Raw genomic sequence first — 26,586 nt, 5'->3', positions numbered from 1 at the left:
CCATTTCGCCGCGGCTGCCGGCGGCGCCCCTGTCGGCACCGCTGACGGTGTCCTGGTCGCCGGGGCCGCTGTCGGCGCCGTTACCGGAGGCGGCAGCGGCGGGAGAGGTGGCAGAGGCGGGAGAGGTGGCGGAGGCGTCAGGGGCCGCCGGTGCTCTGGAAGCCCGCTGGCCGGCCGCCGGCCCGTCCTGCTGCGGCAGGCCCGGGGCCGAGGGGCGCGGGTCCGGGGCGGCGGTGTCCTCGGCCTCCTCCCGCCCGTCGCCCTGTCCCTGCTCGTCTCCTCCTTCGTCCTGCTCCTCGTCCTGCTCCTCGTCCTGTTCCTCGCCCTGTTCCTCGCCCTGTTCCTCGTCCTGGCCCGGACCGGACAGTGGCGCCGGCGTCGGCGCCCCGCCGACCACGGGCGCCACCGCGCACTTCGTGTCGGTGCTGCCCTCGTCGCAGTTGGACCGCGGCGAGTCCGCCGTGACGCTGCTGCCGAGCCTGCCGTCCCCGCCCACCTCGGCGTCGACGGTGACCGAGTACGTCACGGTCGCCGTCTTCCCGGCCGGGATGTCGCCGGTGAACGAGAGCTCGGGCTCCTCGTAGGTGACCTTCCCGACGGTCGCCGTGCCGTCGCCGTCGTAGGAGGCGTCGTCGAGGGTGCCGGTGAGGTCGTCGGTGAACCTGGCGTTCCGGTAATCGCGCTTGCCGGTGTTCTTCGCGGTGACGGTGAACGTCACGGTGTCCCCGGGACCGGCCGTCTTCACCGACGCCGTCTTCGTGATCTCCAGCTCGGGCACCGGCACGGACAGGGCGAGGGCCGACGGCACATACGCGTCGTCGTCCGTTGCGAAGGCGAGCGTGGTGGACGTGGCGCCGGGCGCGATCGCGTCCTCCGGGACGTCGAACTCCTTCGCGTCGATGCTCAGGTTGTTGCGCAGGTGCGGGGCCACGGCGCCGTCGGCGGTGCCCGCGAAGAAGTTGCCGTTGCTCCCGGTGTCCTTCTCCGTCACGTCGTGGCCGCCGACACGGAAGCGGTCGCCCGTGGTGCTCCAGTCGCCGTCGTACGCCGTGACGGACGCGCGGACCTGGCCACCGGACCGGTAGAAGCCGTTCACCGGGACGGTGGTGGCGGGCGAGGCGGAGCGCTGCAGGGCATGGCCGCCGTAGACGTAGACGTTGCGCCGCTCCGGGGCGTGCTCCTCGTCGGGGGCGTCGTACGCGTAGACGACGGTGAGCGACCAGCCCGCGGAACAGCCCCGGCCGGCCGGGGCCCAGATGCCGCCGACCGAGACCGGCAGCGGGTCACTCGATCCGGTGACGCCGGCGAAGGCGTCGGTGACGTCGGCCTCGCCGCTGTAGTAGTGCGCTCCACTGATCGAGTCCGGGTCCCTGACCAGGTGCTCGGCGTCGACCACGACCGCGTGGGCATCGTTGACGCCGATCGAGGGCGTGGAGTCGAGCGGCTCGCCGGGCGACAGGTCGGCGTCGGCGCCCGTTCCGTCGCAGCGCGCCAGTGTGGCGCCGCCCGCGGTGCGGTACGTACCGTCGTTGCCGCCCCAGAACAGCCGCGCGTACACGACGCGCGCACCCGGCGGGATGCGGACCTGGCCGGTGCTCGAACCGTGCTCGGGCGACATGCCGGCGGTGTTGAGCCGCCGCATGTCGAAGCTGCTGTTGCTGTCCTCGTTCTGCCCGGCGGCGGCGAGCGCGCACCGGGCGGCCATGTCGCCGGGCGCGTCCGGACAGCCGAGTACGGTGTTGCCGATGGTGGTGAAGTCGCCGTACAGCGAGGCGGCGTAGCGCTTCTCGAAGGAGGAGGCGCTGTCGGTGACGGCCCCGCCGGGGGAGGGCGGAGCGGTCGGCCCGGCCATTCCGGTCGAGACGGTGGTGACGGTCGCGACGACCGTCAGGGCCCCGACGAAACGGGGCAACCTGGAATTCTGGCGCCAAGCGCCCATGAGTCTCGCATAGCCCATAAATGCGAAATTTAGACAATCTGACTGGCTGTGCCCGGCTACGCCGCGCCCGTGTTACGCCGCCCGGCCCGCTTCGCATACTCCGCGTACTCGGGGATTTCCACCATCGGCGGCCGCTCCTCGGTGTCCACCGGATGGGTCCGCGGTACGAACCCGTCCTCGCCGCGCTCGAACTGGGTCAGCGCCGGACGCACCAGATGACCCCGGGACAACCGCAGTTGGGCCGTACGGTAGATCGCCGCCGCCATCCGGCCCAGCGCCTGGCTGTCCTGGTGCCGGTGCAGCCGTACGCCCACGTCCACCTGTGCCAGCGCGTCCAGGCCCACCGTGTGCAGCGCGTCCACCAGCAGCCCGAGCTCCACCCCGTACCCCACCGGGAACGGCAGCCGCTCCAGCAGCGAGCGCCGCGCCGCGTACTCACCGCCGAGCGGCTGGACGAACCCGGCCAACTGCGGCCAGTGCAGATTGAGCAGCGGCCGCGCCACCAGCTCCGTCACCCGGCCGCCCTGCCCGGTCCTGCCGGAGGCGGGCGCGTCGACATCGGTGGTCCCGAGCGGCCGCTCGTACATCGCCTTCACGAACTGCACGTCCGGCTCGGTCAGCAGCGGGCCGATGATCCCGGAGACGAAGTCCGCGGAGAACTCCCTCAGGTCCGCGTCCACGAAGCAGACGATGTCGCCGCCGGTCACCAGCAGCGAGCGCCACAGCACCTCGCCCTTGCCGGGCAGCGCCGGTATGCGCGGGAGTATCGCGTCCCGGTGCACCACGCGTGCCCCGGCCGCCGCGGCGACCTCGGCGGTACGGTCCGTCGACCCCGAGTCGACGACCACCAGCTCGTCCACGAGCGGGACCGCCTCCGACATCAGCTCGCGCCGGATCACGGCGACGATCTCCCCGACCGTCGCCTCCTCGTTCAGAGCAGGGAGCACCACGCTGACCGTGGTGCTCTGCTTGGCGGCCAGTAGCTGGTCCAGGGGGCGGTCCGCCACCGACCAGGACCGCCGGGCCAGCCAGCGCTCCACCTCTTCCAGCACGTGATCTCCATCTCGCGGATCGGACGACCATCTCAAGCGTCCGGGGGTTCGGTTACAGTCTTGAACAACGCGAACGGCCGTCGCATGTCGGGGGTCCTCTCGCGAACAACCGAATACCGCTCATCCAGAGGGGCAGAGGGACACGGCCCGTTGAAGCCCCGGCAACCCTCCAGCCGGTTCTCGTCGCACGTCATACGACACTCGCGCGGGGCCCCGGCTAGGGAAGGTGCCAATTCCGTCTCGTGGCGAGATGCGCCGCGAGGAAGATGAGGAGAAAGGGCCTCGCCTCCATGGCTGTGCAGACCGTTGCCACCACCACCGACTCTGTTGATCTCGGCCCCGCCTCCGGGCTCTCCTGCCGCGAATGCGGCGAGCGGTTCGCGCTCGGCCCGATCTTCGCCTGCGAGATCTGTTTCGGGCCGCTCGAAGTCGCGTACGACCTGCCGAGCGGCGACCCGGAAGCCCTGCGCAAGCGGATCGAGAACGGCCCCGAGAACATCTGGCGCTATGCGCCGCTGCTCCCCGTCCCCGCCGACGTGGCGAGCAAGCCGAACCTGAACCCGGGCTGGACCAAGCTCGTCAAGGCCGACAACCTCGCCCGCGAGCTGGGCGTCGACACCGGCAAGCTCTTCGTCAAGGACGACTCCGGCAACCCGACGCACTCCTTCAAGGACCGGGTCGTCGCCCAGGCCCTGGAGGCCGCCCGCGCCTTCGGCTACACCACGCTCTCCTGCTCCTCCACCGGCAACCTGGCGGGCGCGGTCGGCGCCGCCGCCGCCCGGGCCGGCTTCCGCTCCTGCGTGTTCATCCCGCACGACCTGGAGCAGGGCAAGGTCGTCATGGCCGCCGTCTACGGCGGCGAGCTCGTCGGTATCGAGGGCAACTACGACGACGTCAACCGCTTCTGCTCCGAGCTCATCGGCGACCCGGCGGGCGAGGGCTGGGGCTTCGTCAACGTCAATCTGCGCCCGTACTACGGCGAGGGGTCGAAGACGCTCGCGTACGAGATCTGCGAGCAGCTCGGCTGGCGGATCCCCGACCAGATCGTCATCCCCATCGCCTCCGGCTCCCAGCTCACCAAGATCGACAAGGGTCTGCAGGAGCTGATCAAGCTGGGCCTCGTCGAGGACAGGCCCTACAAGATCTTCGGCGCCCAGGCCGAGGGCTGCTCCCCGGTGTCCGTGGCCTTCAAGGCCGGCCACGACGTGGTCAGGCCGCAGAAGCCCGACACCATCGCGAAGTCCCTGGCGATCGGCAACCCGGCCGACGGCCCGTACGTCCTGGACATCTGCCGGCGCACCGGCGGAGCCGTCGAGGACGTCACCGACGAGCAGATCGTGGACGCGATCAAGCTGCTGGCCCGCACGGAGGGCATCTTCACGGAGACCGCCGGCGGCACGACGCTCGGCGTGGCGAAGAAGCTGATCGAGGCAGGCGTCATCGACCCGTCCCTCACCACGGTCGTCGTCAACACGGGTGACGGCCTGAAGACCCTCGACGCGGTGGCCCCCACGACGGGTATGTCCGCTGTCATCCGCCCCAACCTGGACTCTTTCCGAGAGGCTGGCCTCGCATGAGCGTCAACGTCCGCATCCCCACCATCCTCCGCACCTACACCGGCGGCCAGGCCGAGGTCCCGGCGGAGGGCGTGACCCTCGCCGAGGTCATCGCCGACCTGGAGAAGAACCACGCGGGCATCGCGGCGCGGGTTCTCGACGACCAGGGCAAGCTGCGCCGTTTCGTGAACGTGTACGTCAACGACGACGACGTCCGCTTCGAGCAGGGCCTGGAGACGGCCACGCCGGACGGCGCGGGCGTCTCGATCATCCCGGCCGTCGCCGGAGGCTGACCATTCAGCGCAGTGCCGGAGGCTGACCATCCGGCACGGAGGCTGACCATCCGGCACAGTTCCGGAGGCTGACCGTCGGGCGCCGTGCCGGAGCCGTGATCGCCACGCATTGTTAACAGAATTGCCCCCTCCGCAAGCTAAGCGGAGGGGGCAATTCTGCATGGTTGAGCGCGGTAGAGTTGGGAAGTCCCCTCCACTGCTTGTGCCAGACGCATATGAGAATGCGCCCGAGCGCGACAAGAAGCAGCCAAAGTGTTCGACTTCGATGCGGCTTATGCGCGCTTTGGTGGGCCCGACTTGCCCGGGAAACCAGTGAATTCAAGGGGATCGTCCTTTCGGCCCTGCCCAGAATTCTCGTCCGATTGACCTGTTGCAGAGGGCAGTTGGACAGATACATTCAGCCGCGGTCGACGCGTTCCGGCGCACGCTCACACCTGTCAGTGGGCGAGGTCTGACCCGGGTCCGCGAAGTGCGGTCCTGTGCAAGGGCCAGTAATAGGGGAGTTAGGCATGGCTCAGGGCACCGTCAAGTGGTTCAACGCGGAGAAGGGGTACGGCTTCATCGCGGTCGACGGTGGTGCGGATGTTTTCGTCCACTACAGCGCGATCCAGATGGACGGTTACCGCACCCTGGAGGAGGGCCAGCGGGTCGAGTTCGAGATCTCGCAGGGTCAGAAGGGGCCGCAGGCGGACATGGTCCGTTTGGCCGGCTGAAGCGCCGACCGACTGCAGCAACGTGACGGAGGGCCCGTACCCGGTGGGTACGGGCCCTCCGGCGTGTCCGCGTCCGTGTGCCTGTCGTCCTCCGCGATCCGCGAGAGCCGCTTGCGCGCTCCCGTCACCCTCGCCGAGGCCTCGAAGCCGCTTGCTCCCTCCCGTCACCCGACCGCCACCCCTCATCGAGGCTTCTTCGAAGCCGCTTGCACTCTCCAGGCCCGAGTGCTAATCATTGGCGTTAGCACTCTACGAGTGAGAGTGACAACTATGGACCGGGTCGGTGAGGTCCGCAGGCCAGGTGGGGCAAGGAACCACAAGGCATGCAGGCCGTCCGTCGCGGGCGCCGAGCGCGGTCCGGAGAAATCCACCCCAGTCCGGGAGGACCACTTCACATGGCCAAGATCATCGCGTTCGACGAGGAGGCACGGCGCGGTCTCGAGCGCGGGATGAACCAGCTCGCCGACGCCGTAAAGGTCACCCTTGGCCCCAAGGGCCGGAACGTCGTCCTCGAGAAGAAGTGGGGCGCCCCCACGATCACCAACGATGGTGTTTCCATCGCCAAGGAGATCGAGCTCGAGGACCCGTACGAGAAGATCGGCGCCGAGCTGGTCAAGGAAGTCGCCAAGAAGACGGACGACGTCGCCGGTGACGGTACGACCACCGCGACCGTTCTCGCCCAGGCGCTCGTCCGCGAGGGCCTGCGCAACGTGGCGGCCGGCGCCAACCCCATGGCTCTGAAGCGCGGCATCGAGAAGGCCGTCGAGGCCGTCTCCGGCGCCCTGCTCGAGCAGGCCAAGGACGTGGAGACGAAGGAGCAGATCGCCTCCACCGCCTCCATCTCCGCCGCCGACACCCAGATCGGTGAGCTCATCGCCGAGGCGATGGACAAGGTCGGCAAGGAAGGCGTCATCACCGTCGAGGAGTCCCAGACCTTCGGTCTGGAGCTGGAGCTCACCGAGGGTATGCGCTTCGACAAGGGCTACATCTCGGCGTACTTCGCCACCGACATGGAGCGTATGGAGGCGTCCCTGGACGACCCGTACATCCTGATCGTCAACTCCAAGATCTCCTCGGTGAAGGACCTGCTCCCGCTGCTGGAGAAGGTCATGCAGTCGGGCAAGCCGCTGCTGATCATCGCCGAGGACGTCGAGGGCGAGGCCCTGTCGACCCTGGTCGTCAACAAGATCCGTGGCACCTTCAAGTCCGTTGCCGTCAAGGCCCCGGGCTTCGGTGACCGCCGCAAGGCCATGCTCGGCGACATCGCCATCCTCACCGGTGGCACGGTCATCTCCGAGGAGGTCGGCCTCAAGCTGGAGAACGCCGGCCTGGACCTGCTGGGCCGCGCCCGCAAGGTCGTCATCACCAAGGACGAGACCACCATCGTCGACGGTGCCGGTGACAGCGACCAGGTCGCCGGCCGGGTCAACCAGATCCGCGCCGAGATCGAGAACAGCGACTCGGACTACGACCGCGAGAAGCTCCAGGAGCGCCTCGCGAAGCTGGCCGGCGGCGTGGCCGTCATCAAGGCCGGCGCCGCGACCGAGGTCGAGCTCAAGGAGCGCAAGCACCGCATCGAGGACGCCGTTCGCAACGCGAAGGCGGCCGTCGAGGAGGGCATCGTCGCCGGTGGTGGCGTGGCCCTGCTGCAGGCATCCTCGGTCTTCGAGAAGCTCGAGCTCGACCTGACGGGCGACGAGGCCACGGGTGCCGCGATCGTGAAGCTGGCCCTCGAGGCCCCGCTGAAGCAGATCGCGATCAACGCCGGCCTCGAGGGCGGCGTCGTGGCGGAGAAGGTCCGCAACCTGCCGACCGGTCACGGCCTCAACGCCGCGACCAACGAGTACGTCGACCTGATCGCCGAGGGCATCATCGACCCGGCGAAGGTGACGCGCTCCGCCCTGCAGAACGCGGCCTCCATCGCCGCGCTGTTCCTCACCACCGAGGCCGTCATCGCCGACAAGCCGGAGAAGGCCGCCGCGGCCGCTCCGGGCGGCATGCCGGGCGGTGACATGGACTTCTGATCGACCCCTGGTTGATCAACCGTCCTGAGACCGAGGGCGGCACCCCCACTCCCAGGGGGGTGCCGCCCTCGGGCGTTGCCGGGCGCGCCCCGGGGCGCCCGGAACCGCTACTGCGCCAAGACCGCGACGCGCTGCCGGAGCCCGGAGGCGCGCAGTCCTAGGAGTTGCGCCAGAGCTGTGCCGTCTCCGAGGAGTTGCAGGCCGTCGTGCCCATGCTGAAGCCGGACATCATCAGGCAGCGCTTCTCGGCGGTGTTCTCGAGGGTGTGGCCCTTCGAGGTCTTGTTGCGGATCTGCCAGGACTGGGCTTCGGATCCGTTGCAGGTCTCGATCGCGAGCCCGGCGTAGCCCCTCGACACGAGGCATTTGCCGACGCCTTCACTGACGAGCCTGAAGGTGGTGCTCGAAATCGCCGAGTAAGTCCACTTGTAATAGTTCGTGGCCCCGTTGTGCGCCGGCTCGCCGCACACCTGGGCCGTGACGTCGGCGCCCCCGTAGGTGGATGAGGACTCCGCAAGGCAGCGGCTGTCGGAGGCGTTCCTCAGGAGGTACGTACCCGAGGGTGCGGGCGGCAGGTCTCCGCCCGAACCCCCCGAACCGCCCACCGAGTTGTTCGAGCCGCCGGAGGTGCCGGTACCGCCGGAGTCGGTCGAACCCGAGGATCCGTTTCCGCTTCCGGTTCCAGTTCCGGTTCCGGTTCCGGTTCCGGCACCGTCTCCCGTACCGCCGTTTCCCGGTGCGCCGGAGGCGGACGGCGGCGCGCCGCTCGCTCCCGGCTTGGAGCCCGGCGGGCGGGACGACGGCGCCGTGGGGTTCGGGGAACGGCCCCCTGCCGCCGACTCGGACGGCGAGACGGTGGCCGTCGGCGTCGAGGCGCCCGGGCCTGCGCTCTTCGGAAGGATGTCGTACGGCGAGAGCGCGATGGTCAGCGTCGTGCCCGTGATCACCACGACGGGGAGCGCGAACAGCATCACGCGGGTGCGGCGTTCGAGCGGCTTCCGGGTGGCGGGGGCGGCCGTGTCGGCCGGGGGAGCCTCGGGTTTCACGGCGTCCGGGAACACGGGTGCGGGAGACTCCGGCGCGTTCTCCTCCGCGGTGGGAGCGACGGGCACGACGGGCGGGTTCGCGGCGAAGGCGGCTCGTTCGGTGATCCGGTCGGTCACGGCGATCGGCCACGGTGAGGTGGTCGCCGCCGGGACGTGGTCCCGCGCGAGGTCGACGAGCTCGGCGGCCGTGGGCCTCGCGGAGGGGTCCTTCGCGAGGCAGGACTCGACGACGGCGGACAATTCCGGGTCGGCCTCGGGCAGCTGCCCGAGATCCGGGTCGGTGTGGACGATGCGGTAGAGCAGATCGGGCCCGGACCCGTCGCCGAAGGGCGGGCGGCGGTTGGCCGCGTACAGGAGGAGACTGCCGAGTGCGAACACATCGGCGGCGCCGGTCAGTTGCCGGTCCATGACGGCCTGTTCCGGAGCCATGTACGCGGGTGTCCCGATGGCCATTCCGGTCCTGGTCAGCCTGCTCTGGTCGGCGGCCCGCGCCACCCCGAAGTCGATCAGTGTCACGCCGTCGAGGGTCAGCATGACGTTGGAGGGCTTGAGGTCCCGGTGCACGATCTCGGTCGCGTGCACCGCGGTCAGTCCGGACGCTGCGTCGCGCAGCAGCCGCCAGAGGGCGTCGGGGGGCAGCGGGCCGCCGTGCAGCCGTACCGCCTCGCTCAGGGTGATTCCGGGGATGTACTCGGTGGCGAACCACGGCGGTTGCGCGGTGCGATCACTGGCGAGCATCCGTGCGCTGACCCCGGCCGGCAGCCTGGCCAGATTGTCGAGCTCGTGCCCGAAGTGGCGGAGGAAGTCCTTGTCCTCGGCCAAGGCGGGCAGCACCCGCTTGATCGCGGCGTAGTGCCCCGACGTGGTGCCGAGGTAGACGCGCCCCATGCCACCGGAGCCGAGCACGCCGAGCAGGGTGAAGGAGCCGATCCGCCCTGGATCGCCCGGCTCCAGCGGTTCCGCTCCGCTGCCGTCCAAACTAGAACCATGTTCCAATCCCCCGCTCATGCCGCCAGGCTATCGGAGAGCGGCATGGTTCTCGATCGTTCGGCCAAGTCGGCGCAGTCGTCCGCGACTTGGCCGCCGGGATGAACCTCCGTCCTGAGACCGATGGCGGCACCCCCACTCCCAGGGGGATGCCGCCCCCGGGCGTCCCGTCGCCCGTCCCCCTCCTCCGACCCGGGCCCTAGGAGCGGACGGTCATCCGTACCGATTGCTGCGCACACGCCTGCAGCGGCAGCGAGAACCACGTGGTCTTGCCGTCGTCCGTGGGGCGCACGCCCCAGCTGCTGGCCAGGGTGTCGACGAGGATCAGTCCACGGCCCGACTCGTCGTCGGCGGCGGCCAGCCGCGGCTGGGGCGGATGGTGGCTGTGGTCGCTCACCTCGACGGTGAGCTCGGTGCTGTTGCGCCGCATACGCAGGCGCACCGGTCCCTGCCCGTGCTGAATGGCGTTCGTGACCACCTCGGACACCAGCAGCCGTGCGTCGTCGACGAGTTGGGCGCAGTCCCAGGAGATGAGGGACTTGCCGACGAACGCCCGCGCCTGAGACACCGAGGCCGGGGTCGCCGCCAGATCCGTCGCAGCCGTGGCCAGCGGCGCGGCGGGGAGCTGCGCAAGGAGCAGCGTCACATCGTCGTGATGATCATCGGTCGTGGGAAGGACGGACTCCAGTACGCGGTCCACGGCCGACTCCAGGTCCGGCGCGGCGGCGGACCCCAGGTCCGGCGCCGCGACGAAGGCGGCGTCGAGCGCCGCCATGAGCGCGTCGAGTTGCTCCTCGATGTCGCCTTCCGGCGTCTCTATGAGCCCGTCGGTGAAGAGGAGGAGACTGGATCCGGGCGCCACGGCCAGGGTGGTCTGCTGGTGCAGATGGTCCCCGACACCCAGCGGCACGCTCACCGGCGCATCGAGGGGTCGCACCTTCTCGCCCGGCGAGGCGACCAGGGCCGGCAGATGCCCGGCGGAACACACCGTCACCTCGCCCGCGTCCGGGGCCAGGATCAGATAGCAGCAGGTCACCAGCTGGTCGGGGCCGTCGAGTTCGGCGACGATCGCATCGAGCGACTGCATCAGCTGGCGCGGCTGCATGCCGGTCATGGCGAGCGCGTGAGCCGCGGAACGCAGCTGCCCCATGATGGCGGCGGCCTCCAGACCGCGTCCCATGACGTCTCCGATGAGGATGCCGACCCGACCGGCGCCCAGCGGTACGAGGTCGAACCAGTCACCCCCGACGCCCGCGCCCTGGGTGGCGGGCAGATAGCGGCTGGCCGTGTTCAGCCCGGGAACGGCCGGCGGGGTGCCCATGAGACTGCGCTGAAGGGTGAGGGCGACATGCCGCTGCTGCTCGTACAGGGCGGTGAGCTGGGCCTCGGCGGCTTTGCGTTCGCTGACGTCGCGTACGGCGGCGGAGACGAGGAGTCCGTCGGTGGTTTCGAGGGGGCTGAGGCTGATCTCGACGGGGAACTCGGTGCCGTTCTTGCGCAGGCCGTGGAGTTCGAGTCCGGCTCCCATGGGGCGGACCTGGCGGTTATGGGTGTAGCCGTTGCGGTGGTGGGCGTGGTGTTCGCGGAATCGTCCGGGTACGAGGATCTCGACGGGGCGGCCGAGGAGTTCTTCGCGGTGGTAGCCGAAGAGGGCTTCGGTCTGGGCGTTGACGAGGCGGATGGTTCCGGCGTCGTCGACGATCACCATGGCGTCGGGCGCGGCCTCCAGCAGCCCCCGGAACCGCTCCTCCGCCGACGCCGCCGGCACCTCGGGTTTCGAGGCGGCCCCGCACCGGCAGGGCCCGGCGGTGCCGGCGTCGTCTGGGTCGGACTCCAGCGAGACTGCAGCGGTCGTGCCTTCCATGGTGCCTCCCGGACGGGTTCTGCCGCTTGTGGAGTCCGCGGCTGCGTATCCGGACATCTCATCGCAGTGCGTCCGGTTGTACCGTTCCTAGGGACTGAGCGGGAGTGAGTCCTGTTTCCAGGACCGCTGTTGCTCAGCCGCGTGCCCCGAACGGTGTTGGGCATGCTGGTCGCCCGCTTTCGCTCCGCTGCCGGGCGGCACGGATCTCGTCCGTGGTCCGGGGATGCGGGGGCGGGGTTCCTCACGCCGTCGGGTTTCCGGTCGGGCCTGGGCGGTCCGATGCCCCGCACGATCGCTCTGGTCGTGTGGGGGCGGTGCCGTCCGTCGCCGGATCGGGTGCCCGAGGGCGCGTCGCCCGATCGCGATGCTGGCCGCATCGTGCCGGGAAACCTTGCGGTTGCTGCTGGTGAGGGGCTGCTGCCAGTGCTGGGCGCCCCACCGGGAGGTGTAGGCCGGATCGACCGCGACGACCGCGATGTCCACTTCGGCGGCCATCGCCACCAGCCGCGCCTTCAGCCTCGCGGAGGGGAAGCGGGAGATCAGACGACGGAAGCGCTTGTTGCGGCCATGCTTCTCCCGGCACCGGCCATCGGTGAAGTCCAGGTCCTCGATCGCGATCGCCACCGCCCCGGTGGTGCGGGTGTGGTGCAGCAGCCTCGTGAGCGCGTGCCGGATCTGCGCATCCCGATGCTGGGCGCTGGCCGACAGGTCGTAGAAGAAGCGCCGGGGCTCGCCCACCGGGTTGCCGTGCACGTCGAGGCGCCAGGCGGCCAGGTGGTCGTCGTTCGTGTCGACGGCGACCACACCCCGGGCCAGGGCCGCTTCCAGCGGCAGTAGGGGGGCGGGGGTGCGCTGCCAGGACGCCGTCACATACCAGCGGCCGCGCACCACATCGTGGTGGATGCGGTAGGCCACCGCCCGGTTGGTGGTGATCCGGTCCAGCCACTCCTCACCCCGGTGCCGGAACGCAACGGTCGCCTCCAGCAGGTACCGGCCGTGCGGTGCGTTCGCCAGATGCCCGAGCGCGGCGGGGAGTTTGATCGAGAGCTGTCCGGTGTCGGTGACGCGGAGGGTCTCGTTGCCAAAGCGTTTGCCGGACTCCCCGTCCGCGGCCAGGAACATCCGTGCCGAGCGCCACCGCTCCCGCCACGCCTCCCGGCTCAGCTCGGCTTCCTGCAGGTGGTGGCGCAGATGCGCGAGCTTCCTGCCGCCGCGCACCACGTGCACCCGGCCCGCCGCCCGATCCGCCTCCACGCCCGACAGCCGGGCCCGCAGGGCGTGCAGGCGGCGGGACTTGGCATGCCACTGCGACCGTGAACCGTACCCCCGCGCCAGACCCGCCCGCTTGTCCGCCTTCGCGCCCAGCGGGCGGGCCAGCCGGGCCTGGATCCGCGTGATCTGCCCGCGCAGCCACGCCATCTCCGCCACCTGCCCACGCCGGGCCAAAGCCCACTGGTCATGTGTGGCCTTGGTGATACTGCCCGCCCACCGCGCCGAGGCCATCCCGGTCAGCTCCCGCTTGCGTACCGCCCAGGTCTCACTACCGTGCTCCAGGCCCTGCCGGGAACGCACCGCGAGATCACTTGCAGCCAGTGTGCCGAGGAACACCCCCACCTCGGCCAGTACCGCCGCATCCGACTCCGACACTCGCAGCCGCGCCCGGATCGCCACCCCCGAAGGGCCGGGCACCACGAACGGTGCCGCCACCTCCCGCAGCCCACCCACCCCGTCACCCCCGCCCGGCGCAGCAGCATCCCATCACGCCAACCAACGAGCCCTCACATCAAAGGTCACGCATTCGACGGACAAATCTCCGTTCGCATCGACCGGAAACCCGCCCACATGCCTTGACCGTCGGCGTCGGCACTCACCCACGCTCACCAAAGGGCACTCGTGCCCAGCCAAGTGGCAGCAGTTCCGACCCCCACCTCCGACAGGCCAGTTGACGGGATGGGACCCGGCCCCGGGTTCCGCGAGGCTCATCGCATGAGAATCACGCGGACCATACAGATCACGCTCCTCGCGACCGCCGTCGTCGCCACCGCCGCACCCATGGCCATGGCGACGACGCCCGACAACACGGTGCGTTGGGAGACGTGCACCGGCACCAACCTCGACCCCCGCCAGGAATGCGCCACCCTCGCCGTCCCGCTCGACCACGACGACCCGCGCGGTCCGCAGATCTCCCTCGCCATCTCCCGCATCCGCAGCGACAAGCCCGAAGCCCGGCGCGGCACGCTCCTGCTGATCCCCGGCGGACCCGGCGGCTCCAGCATCAACAGCCCCTCCACGACCGGGCGGAAGCTGCCCCGGTCGGTACGTGACGCCTACGACATCGTCGGCTTCGACCCGCGCGGAGTCGGCCGCAGCACACCCGTCAGCTGCGGCCTGACCCACGACCAGCTCTCCCTGCAGAACCTGCGCCCGTGGCCCGCCGCCGACGGCGGCATCGACGCGAACGTGGCGTCCGGCCGCCGTCTCGCCGACGCCTGCGCGCAGAACGGCGGCGAGGTGCTGCGCAGCATCAGCACCCGCAACGAGGCGCGGGACATCGACCGCATCCGCGAGGCCCTCGGCGAGCGGAGACTCTCGGCGTGGGGCGTGTCGTACGGGACGTACGCGGGCGCCGTGTACGCGCAGATGTTCCCGCACCGCACCGACCGCTGGGTCCTGGACAGCAACGACGACCCGGACCCGAAGCGGGTCGCGCGAACCTGGCTCGCCAACTACGCGACCGGCGTCGAGGACGCGTTCCCCGACTTCGCCACCTGGGCCGCCGACCCCGGCAACCCGGACCGGCTCGCCGAGCACGCCGACGACATCCGCCCGATGTTCCTGGCGCTCGCCGCTCGCCTCGACCGCTCGCCCCTGCCGTGGCCCGGCGCCAACCCCGAGCAGCTGAACGGGAATGTGCTGCGCCAGGCCCTGCTCGAAAGCCTCTACTCCAAGGGCCGCTTCCCCGCCCTCGCCCGGCTGATCTCCGCCGCACGCGACGGGGACCCGCTGCCCGCCCCGCCGGTGCTGCCCGACGAGGTCATGCAGAACACCGCGGCCGTCTCCGCCGCCACCATCTGCAACGACGTCGACTGGCAGGCGGCCTCGGTCCCCGCGTACCGGCGGGATGTGGCGAAGAGCCGGAAGAGCCACCCGCTCACCGCCGGGATGCCGGTGAACGTCATGCCGTGCGCGTTCTGGCAGGACCGGCCACGGGAGCGCCCGACCACCATCACCCCGCACGGCCCGTCCAACATCCTGATGATCCAGAACGAGCGCGACCCGTCGACGCCGCTCGCCGGTGCGCTGAAGTTGCGCGAGGCCTTCGGCGACCGGGCCCGCATGGTCACCGTCGACTCGGTCGGCCACGGCGTCTATCGCGCGAACGGCAACGCCTGCGGCGACCAGGCAGTGACGGACTTCCTCGTCACGGGCGAGCGCCCGGCCCGTGACACGTTCTGCGCCCGGCCGTAGGGGCGCCGCACCGCACGAACCGGCCCATCGTGACGTGACGTGACGCGGCGCAAAGGAGTAGACACTGTCTACCGATGTCGGGTAGACAGTGTCTATGAATGATCAGGACACAGGCCTACGAGCCCGTCTGGTGGAAGTCGGCGTCGACCTCGTCACGACGGAAGGGATCCAAGCCCTCTCCCTACGGGAGATCGCCCGCAGGGCCGGGGTCTCGCACGGCGCTCCCCGGCGCTACTTCCCCACTCACCTGGAGCTGCTGTCCGCCATCGCCCGACGCGGCTTCGCCGAGCTCGCCCGCAGGGCCGCCGAGGCGATCGGTGACGGGCACGCGAGCCCCCGTGCCCAGCTCATGGCCCTGTGCCGGAGCTACCTCGACTTCGCGCTGTCGAATCGCGGCATGTTCGAGCTGATGGCCCGCCACGACCTGCTGGAGAGCAATCACCTCGGCCTGCGGGAGACGAGTCTGCCGCTGTTCGACGTCGTCGTGGACCTCGTGAGCCGGGCGGAGCCACGGACCGACGTACCGCCGCGGATCGTCGCGGGCGCACTGTGGGCCAACCTCCACGGCATCGCCCAGCTGTGGGGGTGGGGAAGCCTTCCGCTCGTGACGGGAGCCGACGACGTCGAACCGCTGCTGCGCGCCGCGCTCGACGCGCACCTCGGGCCGGAAGCCCGATGAACCCAAGGCGCCGACAGCGCTTCACCCTCGCCGGCAGCATCACCGGGGCCGTGATCGTCGCTCTGGACGGGACCGCGCTGACCATCGTGCAGCCCGTCATGCAGCGGGACCTCGAGGCCTCCTTCGCCCAGGTCCAGTGGACCAGCACCGGGTATCTGATCGCCGTGGCAAGCCTGCTCGTCTTCGCCGGACGCCTCGGCGACCGGTACGGCCATCAGCGCGTCTTCACCATCGGGATCCTGGGCTTCGCCGCCACCTCGGCGGCCATCGGCCTGGCGGCCGGCATCGGCTGGGTCATCGGCCTGCGCATCGCCCAGGGCGTCTTCGGCGCGCTGCTGCAACCGGCCACCCTCGGCATGCTGCGCGCCGCGTATCCGCGCGACCAGCTCGGCATGCCCATCGCCCTGCGCACCAGCGCCATCGGACTGGCGGCCGCAGCAGGACCGCTCATCGGCGGGGCGCTCGCCGCCCACCTGGGCTGGCGCGCGGTCTTCTTCCTCGGCGTCGCCCCCGCGCTCGCGGCGGGCCTGCTGGCCCTCGCCGTACGCATCCCGGAGCGCCCGGAGATCCTGGAGACCCGGGAGACCCGCGACGTCTCCGCCGCGCCCGTACGACTCGACCTGCCCGGTGCCTGCCTGCTCGCGGTGTCGCTGGCGTGCCTGGTGCACACCCTCGTCGGCCTGCCGGAAGCCGGCCGAACGGCCCCGACCTTGCTGGGACTTGCCGCAGTGGCCGCCACCGGCGCCGCCTTCGTCCTGCACGAACGGCGCGCCCCGAGCCCGTTGGTGCCCGCGAGCGTGGCCCGGTCGATAACCATCACGTCCGGGCTCGGCGTCCTGGTGGCTGCGTCGGCCGCGATGTTCGGAGCCCTCTTCCTCGGCACGTACTACCTGCAGGACGTCCTGGCCCTGGACCCGCTCCGAAGCAGCCTCACCGCACTCCCCGGGCCCGTGATGATGGTGCTGGGCGCGCCCGTCGCCGCCGTACTGGCGCGCCGACAGGGCCCCCGCCGTACGGCAGTTGCGGGCATGGTGCTCGTCGCCGTCGGCGTCCTGCTGATGTCCCGGCTCGACCAGGCGTCGGCCTCCTTGGCGATCGGCGGGTGCTTTCTCGTGCTCGGCGCGGGATTCGGCACGGTGATGGTCACCGCGACGGCCGCCATCGTCCACCAGTCGGCCGTGGACACCGCGGGGGTGACCGGCGGACTCCAGCAGACCGCGATGAACCTCGGCCCGACGCTGGGTATCGCCGTCGCGACGACGCTGACGACCTTCGCCGCGCCTGCCGCGCCTGCCGCGGCCGCCGCGTCGAGTGCCGTCACCGGCGGCGCGTTCACGGATGCGATGGGGACCGCACTGGTGGTCCTCGCGGCCGTGGCGGTCATCGGCGCGCTGCTGGCCACCAGGCTGCCGGGGCTCAGGACGACACCCTGAGCGCGGGCGTGGGCGTGGGCGTGGTCCGCCGCCTTCCTTCCGGTCCGCCGCCCCCCTTCCGGTCCGGTGGACACCGTGCAGGACCGGCGCGACGCTGGAAGGGATGCGGACCGATGTGCACGCCCACCTGTGGAGCGAGGGCTATCTCCGCCTCCTGGAGTCCTACGGGCGCGAGGACACCGCGACGCAGCGCGGCCTGGGCGCGGGGGACAGCGCGGAGGAGCTCGACGCCCGGTTCGTGATGAACGACGCCGCCGGCATCGGCCACCAGATCCTGTCCGTCTCACCGCAGACCCCGTACTTCCGGGAGGAGGCGCAGGCGGTGACGGCCGCGCGCGTTGCCAATGATCTGTACGCCGAGGTCGTACGCGACTGGCCCGAGCGGTTCTCGGCATTCGCCGCGCTGCCCCTGCCGCATCTGGACGCCTCACTGGAGGAACTGGCGCGGGCGCTCGACGTACTCGGGATGGCGGGGGCCGGGCTGACGACGTCGGTGCTCGGGCGGAGTCTCGGGGACCCGTCCTTCCTGCCGCTCTTCGAGGAGTTGGACCATCGGGGGTCGGTACTGAGCCTCCACCCGGCGGGGCGGGACGCCGGCTCGCCGCTCATCGCCGAGAACCGGATGCGGTGGATGGTCGGCGCGCCGATGGAGGACACCATCTGCGCGATGCACCTGATGATCGAGGGCATCCCCAGCCGCTTCCCGCGCGTGCGGATCGTGCACTCGCACCTGGGCGGCGCACTGCCGATGCTGCTGCCCCGTGCGGACGAACATGTCCCCTGGGAGGCCCCGGACATCGCCGAGATGCCGACGGTCGCTGCGCGCCGCATGTACTACGACACCGTCGCCCACGGCCACGAGCCCGCCCTGCGCGCCGCGGCCGACTCGTACGGCGCGGACCGGCTGATGCTCGGCACGGACTTCCCGTACCAGACCGGGGACGGACTGCGCCGGGCCGTCACCTTCATCGAGGAGACGCTGATGCCGGAGGTGGCCGAGGAGGTGCTGGAGGCGGGGGCGGAGCTGCTTCCGGCGGGAAGCAGCTCCCGGCGGGGTCAGCGGGAGTAGTCCTTGAGCTTCTCGGTGGCGAGGGTGATGTTGACGGGGTCGGGGAGGGAGACGGTGTCGCCGTACTTGTAGGTCGGGTGCTGCTGGTACGTGCCGTTCTCCGGCTCGCTGAAGACGGTGAGGGTGTTGTCGTCGCGGTCGATGAGCAGGTAGACGGGGATCTCCGCTGCCGCGTACCCGGCGCCCTTCTCGCGGCGGTCGCGGCGATCGGTGTCGGAGTCGTAGGAGGTGACCTCGACCACCATGAGGACGCCGGCGGGGTCGGCCCATTGGCCATGCCCGGCGAAGTGGTCGACCGGGGCGAGGGCGCCGTCCGGCTTGGCGCGGCCGGCGCGGTACGTCGGGATCATTAGGCCTTGCTCCGCCGAGTTCAGGTCCAGCTCCGGACGTTGCTGCATGCACTGCCGCAGCAGCCACATGATGATCGACGTGTGGTCGCCGTCCGGCACGGGCTTGACCTTCAGCTTTCCGTTGATGAGTTCGAGCGTGACGGTTTCCGGCGCCCTGCGGGCCAGCTCCTCGAAGTCCTCGACGTCGATCGGGCCATGCTTGACGAGCAGGCGGCCCCCGAGGAATTCGAGGGTTACGAGCTTGTGAGCCCTCCGGGCGAGTTCCTCGAAATCCTCGATGGACATCTCCGGGCGGTCATCGGTGCTGGGGGTCATGGCGTCGCCTCCTCCCTTCCATCGTGCCCCGGTTCCGGCGCGGATGAGCTGAACGGTCATGAGTGATTCCTTTCGCTTGGGCGGCCTGCTGCCGCGCGGACCTCGGACATGCGGGCGTGGACCTGGGCCGGGGAGAGGTCGGTACGGGGTGGCGGTACGGGTTCGCCGCGGCAGGGGGCGCAGTCACCGCCCAGGAGAGCCTCCGCGCGGGCGGGGGCGCCGCATTTGCCGCATTCGAGGATGCGGAGGGCCGGACGTGCGGGCGGCGGCTCGGGTGGGAGCTTGTCGGTGAGGCGGCGGCGGGCGAAGGCGGCCGGGTGGTGGACCGGGGTCGGGAGGCCGGTGGTGAGGGCGCGCAGGACGTCCCGCTCGGTGGCGCCGCGTGTGAACCACTCGTCCACCAGCGGCGCGAGCTGGGCGCATTCGACGGCGGACAGCGACATGACCGGCGCCTCGCGCCCGAGCGCGGCGAGCAGGATCACCGCGCGGGAGCGGGTCGGGCGCGGCCCTTCGTCGGGTACGTCGCCGCGCCGGTACGCCGCCCACCACGCGTCGTCGCGTGCCGTACGGGACCACCACGTTCGGGTGATCCATCGCGCACTGCCCGATCCGGCCAAGTGCTCGCGCCCGCGCCGCAGATGGCCTGCCGCCTGGATGCGGTTGAGGGCGGTGCGCAGGGCGCATTGCCCGTACGGGAGCACCTTGGCCAGCGTCTTTACGGAGATGTCCGCGCCGTCCGCGAGCCGGTCGATGAAGGCGGCGATGGCGGCCTCGCGGGGCGGGAGGTGCGCGAAGTCGGCGGCGGTGCGGGGGTGTTGGTCCGGTGCGGTGCGCTTCCCGTAGCCGGGATTGGCCATCGGGTGCGGGGCCGCGTGCGCGGGCAGGAACGTAGCACTAAGCTTGATGTCAGCCATTGGATCGGCCTCTAGACGATCTAGTTGGTCAAGCCCCCGCAGGTGTTCCCGCACCGGGCGGGGGCTGTTCGTTTTCCGGACACGCTAGAGCGTCGCCACCCTGCGTGGCAAGTTCGTCGCGCACAGTCAACTGGCCAGGGTGGGCGGGTGGGTTGAGGCCCTGAGCCCATTCCTTGCAAAGAGCGCTCGGGGCCCGAGGCTCAAGCCTCGGCCCGTGCGGCGTCAGCCGCTCTCCGTGGTGGATTCGGCAAGACTCCGTCACCATTCTGTGAAGGTCCTGCGGGACGCTTGTGCCCAGTCCAGCGCACTCGCGCTTCTCACTCGGGGGACAAGATGACCAACCAGGCACGTCGTACCGTTCGCAGAGCCGCCGTCGTTCTCGCCGCCGTGTCCGCACTGGCCCTGACGGCCTGTGGGCCCAAGGAAGGCCCGACCGACCAGACCGGCGGCGGGGCCGAAGCGCCCACCGCGAGCCCGTCCAAGCCCGTGAGCCCCTCGAAGCCTGCGAGCCCCTCGAAGCCTGCGACGCCCGCCGGCTCCCCGAGCAAGGGCTCGTCCGGTGGCGGTGCCGGTGCCGGTGCCGGTGGCGGTTCGTCGCCCGACGCCGACTACGCCGTCTTCCCGTGCAGCACGTACGACGTGAAGTTCACCGCGACCCTCGCGGATGCCACGACCAGCAGCTACCTGCTCAAGATCACGAACAAGAGCGGCAAGCCGTGCAGGGTGCTGGGCCACCCGATCGTGACCTTCGGCGAACTGGACGGGCAGGCCACGGAGCGGGGGGCGGCCCCCGGCATCGAGGACGCCATCAAGCTGGCGCCGGGTGAGGCGGCGTACGCCGGACTCATGGGAGGGGCGAACGACGGCAAGGGCAAGACCGTCAACTCCATCGCGATGACCATGAACACCGAGTCCGACCTGGAGCAGAAGCCGCTCACGGCATCGACTCCCGGCCTGTACGTCTCGCCCGACAAGAACTCCGTGACTGCCTGGCTCGACAACGCGGAGGACGCCCTCAGTCTGTAGGCGTCGCGCTCTTGAGGTCAGTCGTGGTCCTTGAGTGAGCGTCGGCGGAACGCGCGATTGCCGTGCCCGGCCGAAGCCGGGCACGGCAATCACTTCTACGCCCCCGAGGCGATCAGGACCGTCTCGCGGCAGGCATCCGCCTCTGGCTTACGGTTACGGCGTGGCGCCGGGCTCCGGCGCGTCGCGCTCTTCCCACTCGCTGCAGGAGTCGATCACCGACCCAGTGCGCTCGCAGACAATGGTGTTCACGGTCCCGGACGTGGTGATCACGTCGACGACAACGTTGCTGTCCTCGGTGGGACCGGCGTCAATGGATACCCCGCAGGCGCCGACGGGCACGTCTCCTCCCTCATCGGAGAGGTCGTCCCACTCGATGGTTCCGAGAGGACTGAGTTCTCTTCCGACGAAGGCGATTCCGTCACTGGTCGCCGCGTAGAAGGACCCGCCGCCTTCCCCTTCCTGGCGAACGGTGTCGATATCGAAGCACGCGTTCTCGGCGGGCGGACGACCGTGCTGGTCCTTGTCCTTGTGTTTGTCCTTGTCCTTGTCGGTGGACACGACGGCCGACGCGGGCTTGGCCTTCGGTTCGTGGTCCTGCGCCTGGGCAGGTACGCCACCCAGCGCGCCTGCCAGCGAGAGGGCGGCCAGCGCGGTGACGCCGCCGGTTGCCAGCTGTCTGGACCACCACGAACGCCGCGCGGGCGGCGAAACGGCTCTGCCTTCTGGACGCATTCAACGCTCCTTGTCGATTCGGCCAGGGAATTCCCCCGGAAGTCCCTCCATTCTTTGTGGCCCATCGACAATTTCCAGTCGGCCCACCGTATTCCTCCGACCGATCATCCGATCAGCTTAAAAATTACCGCCGGATGCTCCGAATGAGTTGCCCGCACACAGGTAGATCCCCGGAGGATTCCCGGTTGTGCGGGTCGGTTCGACGGTCACCGGATCTCTCCCAGGATGCCCCCGGCGTCAGCCGGGGGAGGAATGGGTCCTTGGACTGGAGCCGCGAAGCGGCGGAGTTCTCTGCGTATCTGTTCTGACCTGCACTCTCTTTCGTTGTCAGTGGGCGCTGTTAAGGGCTGTCCCGTAATCCCCGGTGGATCAGCGCGCGGCGTCAGATGCGGTGCATCGCAAGGCGGAGGGTCGTCCTCATACTGGGCGTATTCGGGCGATCCGACAACGCAGCGAGGTGCCGTAGCTGTCGTCGTGCGCCCGCCGGGGATTACGGGATAGCCCTTAGGTTCGAATCATGACGACGACAGCGGTGGCTGGGACGGTGGCCGGGCACGCCCGGTACACCTTCCGGGTCCGTGTGTCGTCCGGTGCGCTTGCCCGGCTCGAAGCCGAGTGGGCGCGGTGCCGTTGGGTGTGGAACGAGTGCGTGGCCGTGTCCCGCAAGGTCCACGCCCGCAACAAGGCCGGCGGGGAGAACACGACCTGCGGCCCGGCGCAGCTCGACAAGATGCTGACCGAGGCCCGCCGGTCGATGACCTGGCTGCGGGAAGGCAGCTCGGTTCCGCAGCAGCAGATCATCCGGGACTTCGCCAAGTCCCGCGCCAAAGCGTTGGCGGACATCAAGGTGAAGCTGCCGATGCGGCAGCGGGCCGGTATGCCCCGGATCAAGCGGAAGCGCGAGGTCGCCTGGACGCTGAACTACACCCGGCGCGGGTTCCGTCTCAAGGACGGCCGGTTGCACCTGGCGGGCGGGATCGTGCTGGCGGTGGTGTGGTCCCGCGACCTGCCGTCCGACCCCAGCAGTGTGCGCGTGTACCGGGACAGTCTCGGCCACTGGTACGTCTCGTTCGTCGTGGCCGCGCCCATCGAGCCGCTTTTGGCCACGGGCCGGGCGATAGGCATCGACTGGGGCGTGAAGGAGACGGCGACCACCACGTCCGACGCCCACGACCTGCCCCACCAGCAGTACGGGAAGGCCGCCGCGCAGAAGCTGGCCCGCTACCAGCGGATGATGGCCCGCCGTGCAACGCCGAAGAACCGGCCCGAAACGAACGGCTACCGCAAGGCCCGGCGGGCAACAGCGAAGGTGTCGAAGAAGATCGCCCGGCAGCGGCAGGACACCGGCCGCAAGTGGGCCAAGCGCGTCGTCCGCGACCACGACGCGATCGCGGTGGAGGACTTCCGCCCGAAGTTCCTCGCCAAGACCACCATGGCGAGGAAGGCCGCCGACGCAGCGATCAGCGCCACCAAGACGGCCCTGATCGAGCAGGCCGGCAAGCATGGACGCACCCTGTATCTGGTCCACCCCGCGCACACCACCATGGACTGCGCGCAGTGCGGAGCGAGAGCCAAGCACGCACTCCCCCTCTCCGAGAGAACGTATACGTGCACGGCGTGCGGAGCGGTGTCCCCCAGGGACAAGAACTCCGCCCGCGTGATGCTCGTCCGGGCTGGTCTCAACCCGGCTAGCGCTGATCTTGTAAGCCCTGCCCCCTGCTAGGAGTCAGGCGAAGTGAGCTAGGAATCCCCCTCGTTTACGAGGGGGAGGAGTCAAGAGGTCTTGAGGTCCGTGACGAAGGCGGACCAGGCGGCGGCCCGGAACACGAGCTTCGGGCCGCCGGGGTTCTTGGAGTCGCGGACGGGCACGATGCCGGGGTGGTGGTCGTTGACTTCGAGGCAGTCCCCGCCACTGCCGTCGCTGTACGTGGACTTGCGCCAGGTGGCGATCTCAAGGCAGTTGCCGCCCTCGCCGCCGCTGTAGCTGGACTTGTGCCAGATCGCCGTACTCAGGTCGTACTCAGGGCTGCTGATCTTCATGGGCGTAATCCTCCGCCACGGACTCGATCCGGGCCAGAGATTCCTCGGGGGACAGTGCGCTGGCCACTACCAGATCGTAGGTCAGTTCGTAGCGGGTGACGGTGGCCGGGTCGTCCTCCAACTGGCCCATGCGCAGTACTTCGAGGTAGGCAAGCGGCGGCGCATCAGTGAAGCCCATCAGCTTGAGTGCGCCATTGAGTAACGCGTGAGCACCGGCACTGAACGGGAGCACCTGCACGATGACCCGGCGGCGGCGCACCATCGCCGCAACGTGTCCCAACGCCTCCGCCATCACTGCCTTGCCGCCGACCTCTCGACGTAGCACCGCCTCGTCCAGAACCGCCCACAACATCGGCTCTGTTGGATCGTCGAGAAGGTGCGTACGCTCCAACCTCGCCTCGACCAGGTCGTCGATGGCCTCCTCCGGCGCCGTGGGCTGATGCGCGCGGAACACCGCCCGCGCGTACGCCTCCGTCTGCAGCAGGCCCGGGATCAGCAGCGGCGCGTACTCCTTGATCGCCGTGGCGACAGCCTCCGCCTCCGCCGCCTCGGCGAAGTGGTCCGGATACTTCGACTTGTTGGCGGCCTTGCAGTTCCGCTCGAAGAACCCGTTCGTCCCCAGTATTTCGTCGATCCTGCGCGCGATGTCCGGCTGCATTCTTCGCGTACCCGCCTCCAGCTGCCCGATGAACGACGCGCTCACGAAGAGCGGTTCGCCGAGCTCGCGCTGGCTGAGGCCGGCGTTCTCGCGGGCGTGGCGCAGCTCCGCGCCGAGCAGAGCCCTGGGAGACGTGGAGGGGTCGAGATCCTTCGGTCCGGGCAATGTCAACTCCGTGTCACGCACGTGGGGTTGTTGGGCCGTCGATACTGGTCAGGCTAGCCCTCCGCCCACCACGCTGTGTAGAGAACGTGCACACTCAGAGTGGAGGTGTCCGATGGTGATCGTGCGATCGGCGGAGCGGCTGCGGGCCGCGGAAGAGGTCGTGGCGCAGCTGCGGGGGGAGCTCGACGAGGTGGGGGTGATCCTGCCGTCCCTGCGGGTGGACCTTGTGTCGCTGACGAGTGAGTCGGTGACGTATCCCCTGGTTGACCTGGGGCGTTGCAATCTGGACACGGCGCTGCGGATTGCCGCCGTCCTCCACGAGGCGCGCAAGTGAAGCCCGGGGACTACGCGATCGACTCGCGCGACGGGCGCATCGGTCGCGTGATGGGGCGCGAGGGTCCGTACGTGCAACTGCGGCCGCCGGGTGGCGGGCGGGAGTGGGACTGTCCGCCCGAGGCGCTCAGCCCGGCGCCGCCCGGCGAGGTGCTGCGGGCGCGGGTCAGGGAGCGGAACAGGGAGAAGTGGCTGCCGTGAGCACACACGTCTCGCCGTGGAGCTCCAGCAGCACGACGTGCACGACGGAGCCGTGCTGAGGCCGGCGCCGGTGCGGGGTATCGTGGCCGCTCCAGCCGTGCCCAGGGCCAAGGAGGTGAGACCCATTACCGCTGTTGCAGGCCGGGTGCTCGCCTCCGCGTCGTCATAGGTGTGTGAGGGAGCCCCGTTCGGTATTCCGAAAGGCTCCCGTGTCGCTTTCATCATCTGTGGATCTGTCCGTCATCGTCGACCGCCTTCGCTCCGCCGGCTGTGTCTTCGCCGAGGACGAGGCGGAGCTGCTCCTCTCCACCGCCCGCACGCCCGCCGAGCTCGCCGCCATGGTGGAGCGGCGCGTGGACGGGCATCCCCTGGAACACGTCCTCGGGTGGGCCGAGTTCTGCGGTCTGCGGATCGTCGTGGACCCAGGGGTTTTCGTGCCCCGCCGCCGTACCGAGTTCCTTGTCCGGCAGGCCGTGGCCGCCCGGCCGGACGCGTCCGTGGTCGTCGATCTGTGCTGCGGCACGGGCGCGGTGGGGGCGGTGCTGGCCGCCTCGCTGTCCGGTGTCGAGGTGTCCGGTGTCGAGGTGTCCGGTGTCGAGCTGTACGCCGCCGATGTAGACCCGGCGGCGGTGCGGTGTGCCCGGCGGAATGTGCCCGAGGGCGCCCGTGTGCACGAGGGGGACCTCTTCGAGGCTCTGCCCGGTGAGCTGCGCGGGCGTATCGACATCCTGGCCGCGAACGTGCCGTACGTACCGACGGAGGAAGTCGGGCTGCTGCCCGCCGAGGCCCGCGTGCACGAGCCGCTCGTCGCGCTCGACGGCGGCGCGGACGGGCTGGACGTGCTGCGGAGGGTGACCGGCGAGGCGGGCGAGTGGCTGGCGCCCGGTGGCTGTCTGCTGTTCGAGACGAGCGAACGGCAGGCGGCCGACGCCGTCGAGGCCGTCGCCCGAAGCGGGCTGGTGCCGCGCGTGGTCACGTCCGACGAGTTGTACGCCACCGTCGTCATCGGGACCCGGCTGCCCGGCTGAATAGCTGCGTGGCCCATGGGAGCCTCAGATCTTGATCAACTCTGTGGTGTCCATGACGGGTTGGCTCATAACGTTCGGTCAGCCAACCAGCACTGACCAAGCTGGTTCATCAAACGGGAGACATAAGTGCGACGCTCTGTGCGTACGTTCCTCACCACTGCCACCGCAAGTGCCATCCTCGGAGGCTCTTTGGTCGGCATGACCGCATCCCCCGCGTCCGCCGGGGAGATCTGCGACAACTCCTACGTTCGCAAGTACACCCCGATCTCCGCCAACTGGCACAAGGTCGTGGCGAGCGGAACCATCGACAACCGCGGCAGCAGCGCGTCGGTCCGTGAGACCGTCTCGGCGGAGATCGGGGCGGAGCTCAAGGCCAGCGTCAGCGGCGAGATCGGGGGCAAGGTGGGCGTCGCCGTGGCCGAGATCAACGCCAAGCTCGGCGTGAGCGTGGAAGCCAGCGTCAAGATCTCCAAGGGGCGCTCGGTCATGGTGATCGTCCCGGCGCGCAAGAGGGTCGCGTACAAGATCGGCATCAAGAAGCGGGTCTACCAGGTGTATGTCTCGCACCAGCAGACCAACTGCCGGGTGACGCACACCTGGGCGAAGGTCACCGTGCCGGACAACACCACGGAGACGCGCAACGTCTGACAGGCACCCCTGTCGCGTTCTGAAGGCCCCGGCCCGGCATCCCACACCCTGGAT

24 protein-coding genes and 1 riboswitch are annotated in these 26,586 nt (G+C 70.0%); of the genes, 14 read left to right on the top strand and 10 right to left on the bottom strand.

Annotated elements, in window-relative coordinates:
* Together ACWGI8_RS13200 and ACWGI8_RS13195 are read right to left on the bottom strand one after the other, a co-directional pair.
* The coding region (locus ACWGI8_RS13200; protein ID WP_453660474.1) for a DUF7927 domain-containing protein at nt 1–1,912 on the bottom strand (1,912 nt) is incomplete at its 3' end.
* Between the two features lie 83 nt (nt 1,913–1,995).
* Nucleotides 1,996–2,991 (bottom strand): glucosyl-3-phosphoglycerate synthase, encoded by a 996-nt coding sequence (locus ACWGI8_RS13195; RefSeq protein ID WP_453660472.1) that lies wholly within the window; start codon nt 2,989–2,991, stop codon nt 1,996–1,998.
* Nucleotides 2,992–3,108: 117 nt separating this feature from the next.
* Nucleotides 3,109–3,264: riboswitch (SAM riboswitch) on the top strand.
* Between ACWGI8_RS13195 and thrC the strand changes: the two genes are divergently transcribed.
* From thrC to groL, 4 genes are all read left to right on the top strand, one after another.
* Complete coding sequence (gene thrC, locus ACWGI8_RS13190; protein ID WP_453660471.1) at nt 3,258–4,568, top strand: threonine synthase; 1,311 nt, start codon at nt 3,258–3,260, stop codon at nt 4,566–4,568. (Overlaps the previous riboswitch by 7 nt.)
* A complete protein-coding gene (locus ACWGI8_RS13185; protein WP_453660469.1) occupies nt 4,565–4,840 on the top strand; it encodes a MoaD/ThiS family protein in 276 nt (91 codons plus the stop codon). Before thrC ends, ACWGI8_RS13185 begins: the two co-directional genes overlap by 4 nt.
* Nucleotides 4,841–5,349: 509 nt before the next feature.
* Nucleotides 5,350–5,553: a cold-shock protein gene (locus ACWGI8_RS13180; RefSeq protein ID WP_009339379.1), complete on the top strand. Its 204-nt coding sequence runs from the start codon at nt 5,350–5,352 to the stop codon at nt 5,551–5,553.
* A gap of 395 nt (nt 5,554–5,948) precedes the next feature.
* Nucleotides 5,949–7,577, top strand: coding sequence for a chaperonin GroEL (gene groL, locus ACWGI8_RS13175; protein WP_453660468.1), 1,629 nt, complete (start codon nt 5,949–5,951; stop codon nt 7,575–7,577).
* A 157-nt stretch (nt 7,578–7,734) separates the two neighbouring features.
* On the opposite strand, the gene ACWGI8_RS13170 is transcribed toward groL, so the two are convergent.
* The 3 genes from ACWGI8_RS13170 to ACWGI8_RS13160 all read right to left on the bottom strand — a co-directional run bounded on the left by ACWGI8_RS13170 (nt 7,735) and on the right by ACWGI8_RS13160 (nt 13,180).
* Nucleotides 7,735–9,600: a protein kinase domain-containing protein gene (locus ACWGI8_RS13170; protein ID WP_453660466.1), complete on the bottom strand. Its 1,866-nt coding sequence runs from the start codon at nt 9,598–9,600 to the stop codon at nt 7,735–7,737.
* A gap of 208 nt (nt 9,601–9,808) precedes the next feature.
* Complete coding sequence (locus ACWGI8_RS13165) at nt 9,809–11,473, bottom strand: SpoIIE family protein phosphatase (RefSeq protein ID WP_453660465.1); 1,665 nt, start codon at nt 11,471–11,473, stop codon at nt 9,809–9,811.
* 87 nt (nt 11,474–11,560) lie between these two features.
* Nucleotides 11,561–13,180, bottom strand: coding sequence for an IS200/IS605 family accessory protein TnpB-related protein (locus ACWGI8_RS13160; RefSeq protein WP_453660463.1), 1,620 nt, complete (start codon nt 13,178–13,180; stop codon nt 11,561–11,563).
* A gap of 279 nt (nt 13,181–13,459) precedes the next feature.
* Here ACWGI8_RS13160 and ACWGI8_RS13155 point away from each other — a divergent pair, with 279 nt between their 5' ends.
* From ACWGI8_RS13155 to ACWGI8_RS13140, 4 genes are all read left to right on the top strand, one after another.
* Nucleotides 13,460–14,941, top strand: a complete 1,482-nt coding sequence (locus ACWGI8_RS13155) for an alpha/beta hydrolase (RefSeq protein WP_453660461.1) — start codon at nt 13,460–13,462, stop codon at nt 14,939–14,941.
* A 94-nt stretch (nt 14,942–15,035) separates the two neighbouring features.
* The gene (locus ACWGI8_RS13150; RefSeq protein ID WP_453660460.1) at nt 15,036–15,620 is read left to right on the top strand and encodes a TetR/AcrR family transcriptional regulator; all 585 of its coding nucleotides are present in this window, start codon (nt 15,036–15,038) and stop codon (nt 15,618–15,620) included.
* Nucleotides 15,617–17,053, top strand: coding sequence for an MFS transporter (locus tag ACWGI8_RS13145; protein WP_453660458.1), 1,437 nt, complete (start codon nt 15,617–15,619; stop codon nt 17,051–17,053). Before ACWGI8_RS13150 ends, ACWGI8_RS13145 begins: the two co-directional genes overlap by 4 nt.
* 103 nt (nt 17,054–17,156) lie before the next feature.
* Nucleotides 17,157–18,122 (top strand): amidohydrolase family protein, encoded by a 966-nt coding sequence (locus tag ACWGI8_RS13140; protein WP_453660456.1) that lies wholly within the window; start codon nt 17,157–17,159, stop codon nt 18,120–18,122.
* Here the strand turns inward: ACWGI8_RS13140 and ACWGI8_RS13135 are convergent.
* Together ACWGI8_RS13135 and ACWGI8_RS13130 are read right to left on the bottom strand one after the other, a co-directional pair.
* Nucleotides 18,110–18,787 (bottom strand): Uma2 family endonuclease, encoded by a 678-nt coding sequence (locus tag ACWGI8_RS13135; protein WP_453660454.1) that lies wholly within the window; start codon nt 18,785–18,787, stop codon nt 18,110–18,112. The two genes, ACWGI8_RS13140 and ACWGI8_RS13135, sit on opposite strands and share 13 nt — an antisense overlap.
* 56 nt (nt 18,788–18,843) lie before the next feature.
* The gene (locus ACWGI8_RS13130; RefSeq protein ID WP_453660453.1) at nt 18,844–19,701 is read right to left on the bottom strand and encodes a hypothetical protein; all 858 of its coding nucleotides are present in this window, start codon (nt 19,699–19,701) and stop codon (nt 18,844–18,846) included.
* A gap of 333 nt (nt 19,702–20,034) precedes the next feature.
* Here ACWGI8_RS13130 and ACWGI8_RS13125 point away from each other — a divergent pair, with 333 nt between their 5' ends.
* A complete protein-coding gene (locus ACWGI8_RS13125) occupies nt 20,035–20,727 on the top strand; it encodes a DUF4232 domain-containing protein (protein ID WP_453660452.1) in 693 nt (230 codons plus the stop codon).
* A 153-nt stretch (nt 20,728–20,880) separates the two neighbouring features.
* On the opposite strand, the gene ACWGI8_RS13120 is transcribed toward ACWGI8_RS13125, so the two are convergent.
* Nucleotides 20,881–21,459, bottom strand: a complete 579-nt coding sequence (locus ACWGI8_RS13120) for a hypothetical protein (RefSeq protein WP_453660451.1) — start codon at nt 21,457–21,459, stop codon at nt 20,881–20,883.
* Nucleotides 21,460–21,976: 517 nt separating this feature from the next.
* Here ACWGI8_RS13120 and ACWGI8_RS13115 point away from each other — a divergent pair.
* Complete coding sequence (locus tag ACWGI8_RS13115; protein ID WP_453660449.1) at nt 21,977–23,182, top strand: RNA-guided endonuclease InsQ/TnpB family protein; 1,206 nt, start codon at nt 21,977–21,979, stop codon at nt 23,180–23,182.
* Nucleotides 23,183–23,232: 50 nt separating this feature from the next.
* On the opposite strand, the gene ACWGI8_RS13110 is transcribed toward ACWGI8_RS13115, so the two are convergent.
* Nucleotides 23,233–23,499, bottom strand: a complete 267-nt coding sequence (locus ACWGI8_RS13110; protein WP_453660448.1) for a DUF397 domain-containing protein — start codon at nt 23,497–23,499, stop codon at nt 23,233–23,235.
* A complete protein-coding gene (locus ACWGI8_RS13105; RefSeq protein ID WP_453660447.1) occupies nt 23,480–24,322 on the bottom strand; it encodes a helix-turn-helix domain-containing protein in 843 nt (280 codons plus the stop codon). Before ACWGI8_RS13105 ends, ACWGI8_RS13110 begins: the two co-directional genes overlap by 20 nt.
* A 112-nt stretch (nt 24,323–24,434) precedes the next feature.
* Here ACWGI8_RS13105 and ACWGI8_RS13100 point away from each other — a divergent pair, with 112 nt between their 5' ends.
* The 4 genes from ACWGI8_RS13100 (at nt 24,435) to ACWGI8_RS13085 (ending at nt 26,532) form a co-directional block, all read left to right on the top strand.
* Nucleotides 24,435–24,656, top strand: a complete 222-nt coding sequence (locus ACWGI8_RS13100; RefSeq protein ID WP_453660446.1) for a hypothetical protein — start codon at nt 24,435–24,437, stop codon at nt 24,654–24,656.
* Nucleotides 24,653–24,856: a hypothetical protein gene (locus ACWGI8_RS13095; RefSeq protein WP_453660475.1), complete on the top strand. Its 204-nt coding sequence runs from the start codon at nt 24,653–24,655 to the stop codon at nt 24,854–24,856. The genes ACWGI8_RS13100 and ACWGI8_RS13095 overlap by 4 nt, the downstream gene beginning before the upstream one ends.
* A gap of 227 nt (nt 24,857–25,083) precedes the next feature.
* A complete protein-coding gene (locus tag ACWGI8_RS13090) occupies nt 25,084–25,884 on the top strand; it encodes a putative protein N(5)-glutamine methyltransferase (RefSeq protein WP_453660444.1) in 801 nt (266 codons plus the stop codon).
* Between the two features lie 198 nt (nt 25,885–26,082).
* Entirely contained in the window at nt 26,083–26,532 is a 450-nt protein-coding gene (locus tag ACWGI8_RS13085; protein WP_453660443.1) for a hypothetical protein, read from the top strand.
* The last annotated feature ends 54 nt before the right edge of the window (nt 26,533–26,586 follow it).

Source organism: Streptomyces sp. NPDC054841 (assembly GCF_053611045.1).
This window is presented reverse-complemented; position numbering and strand designations above follow the sequence as displayed.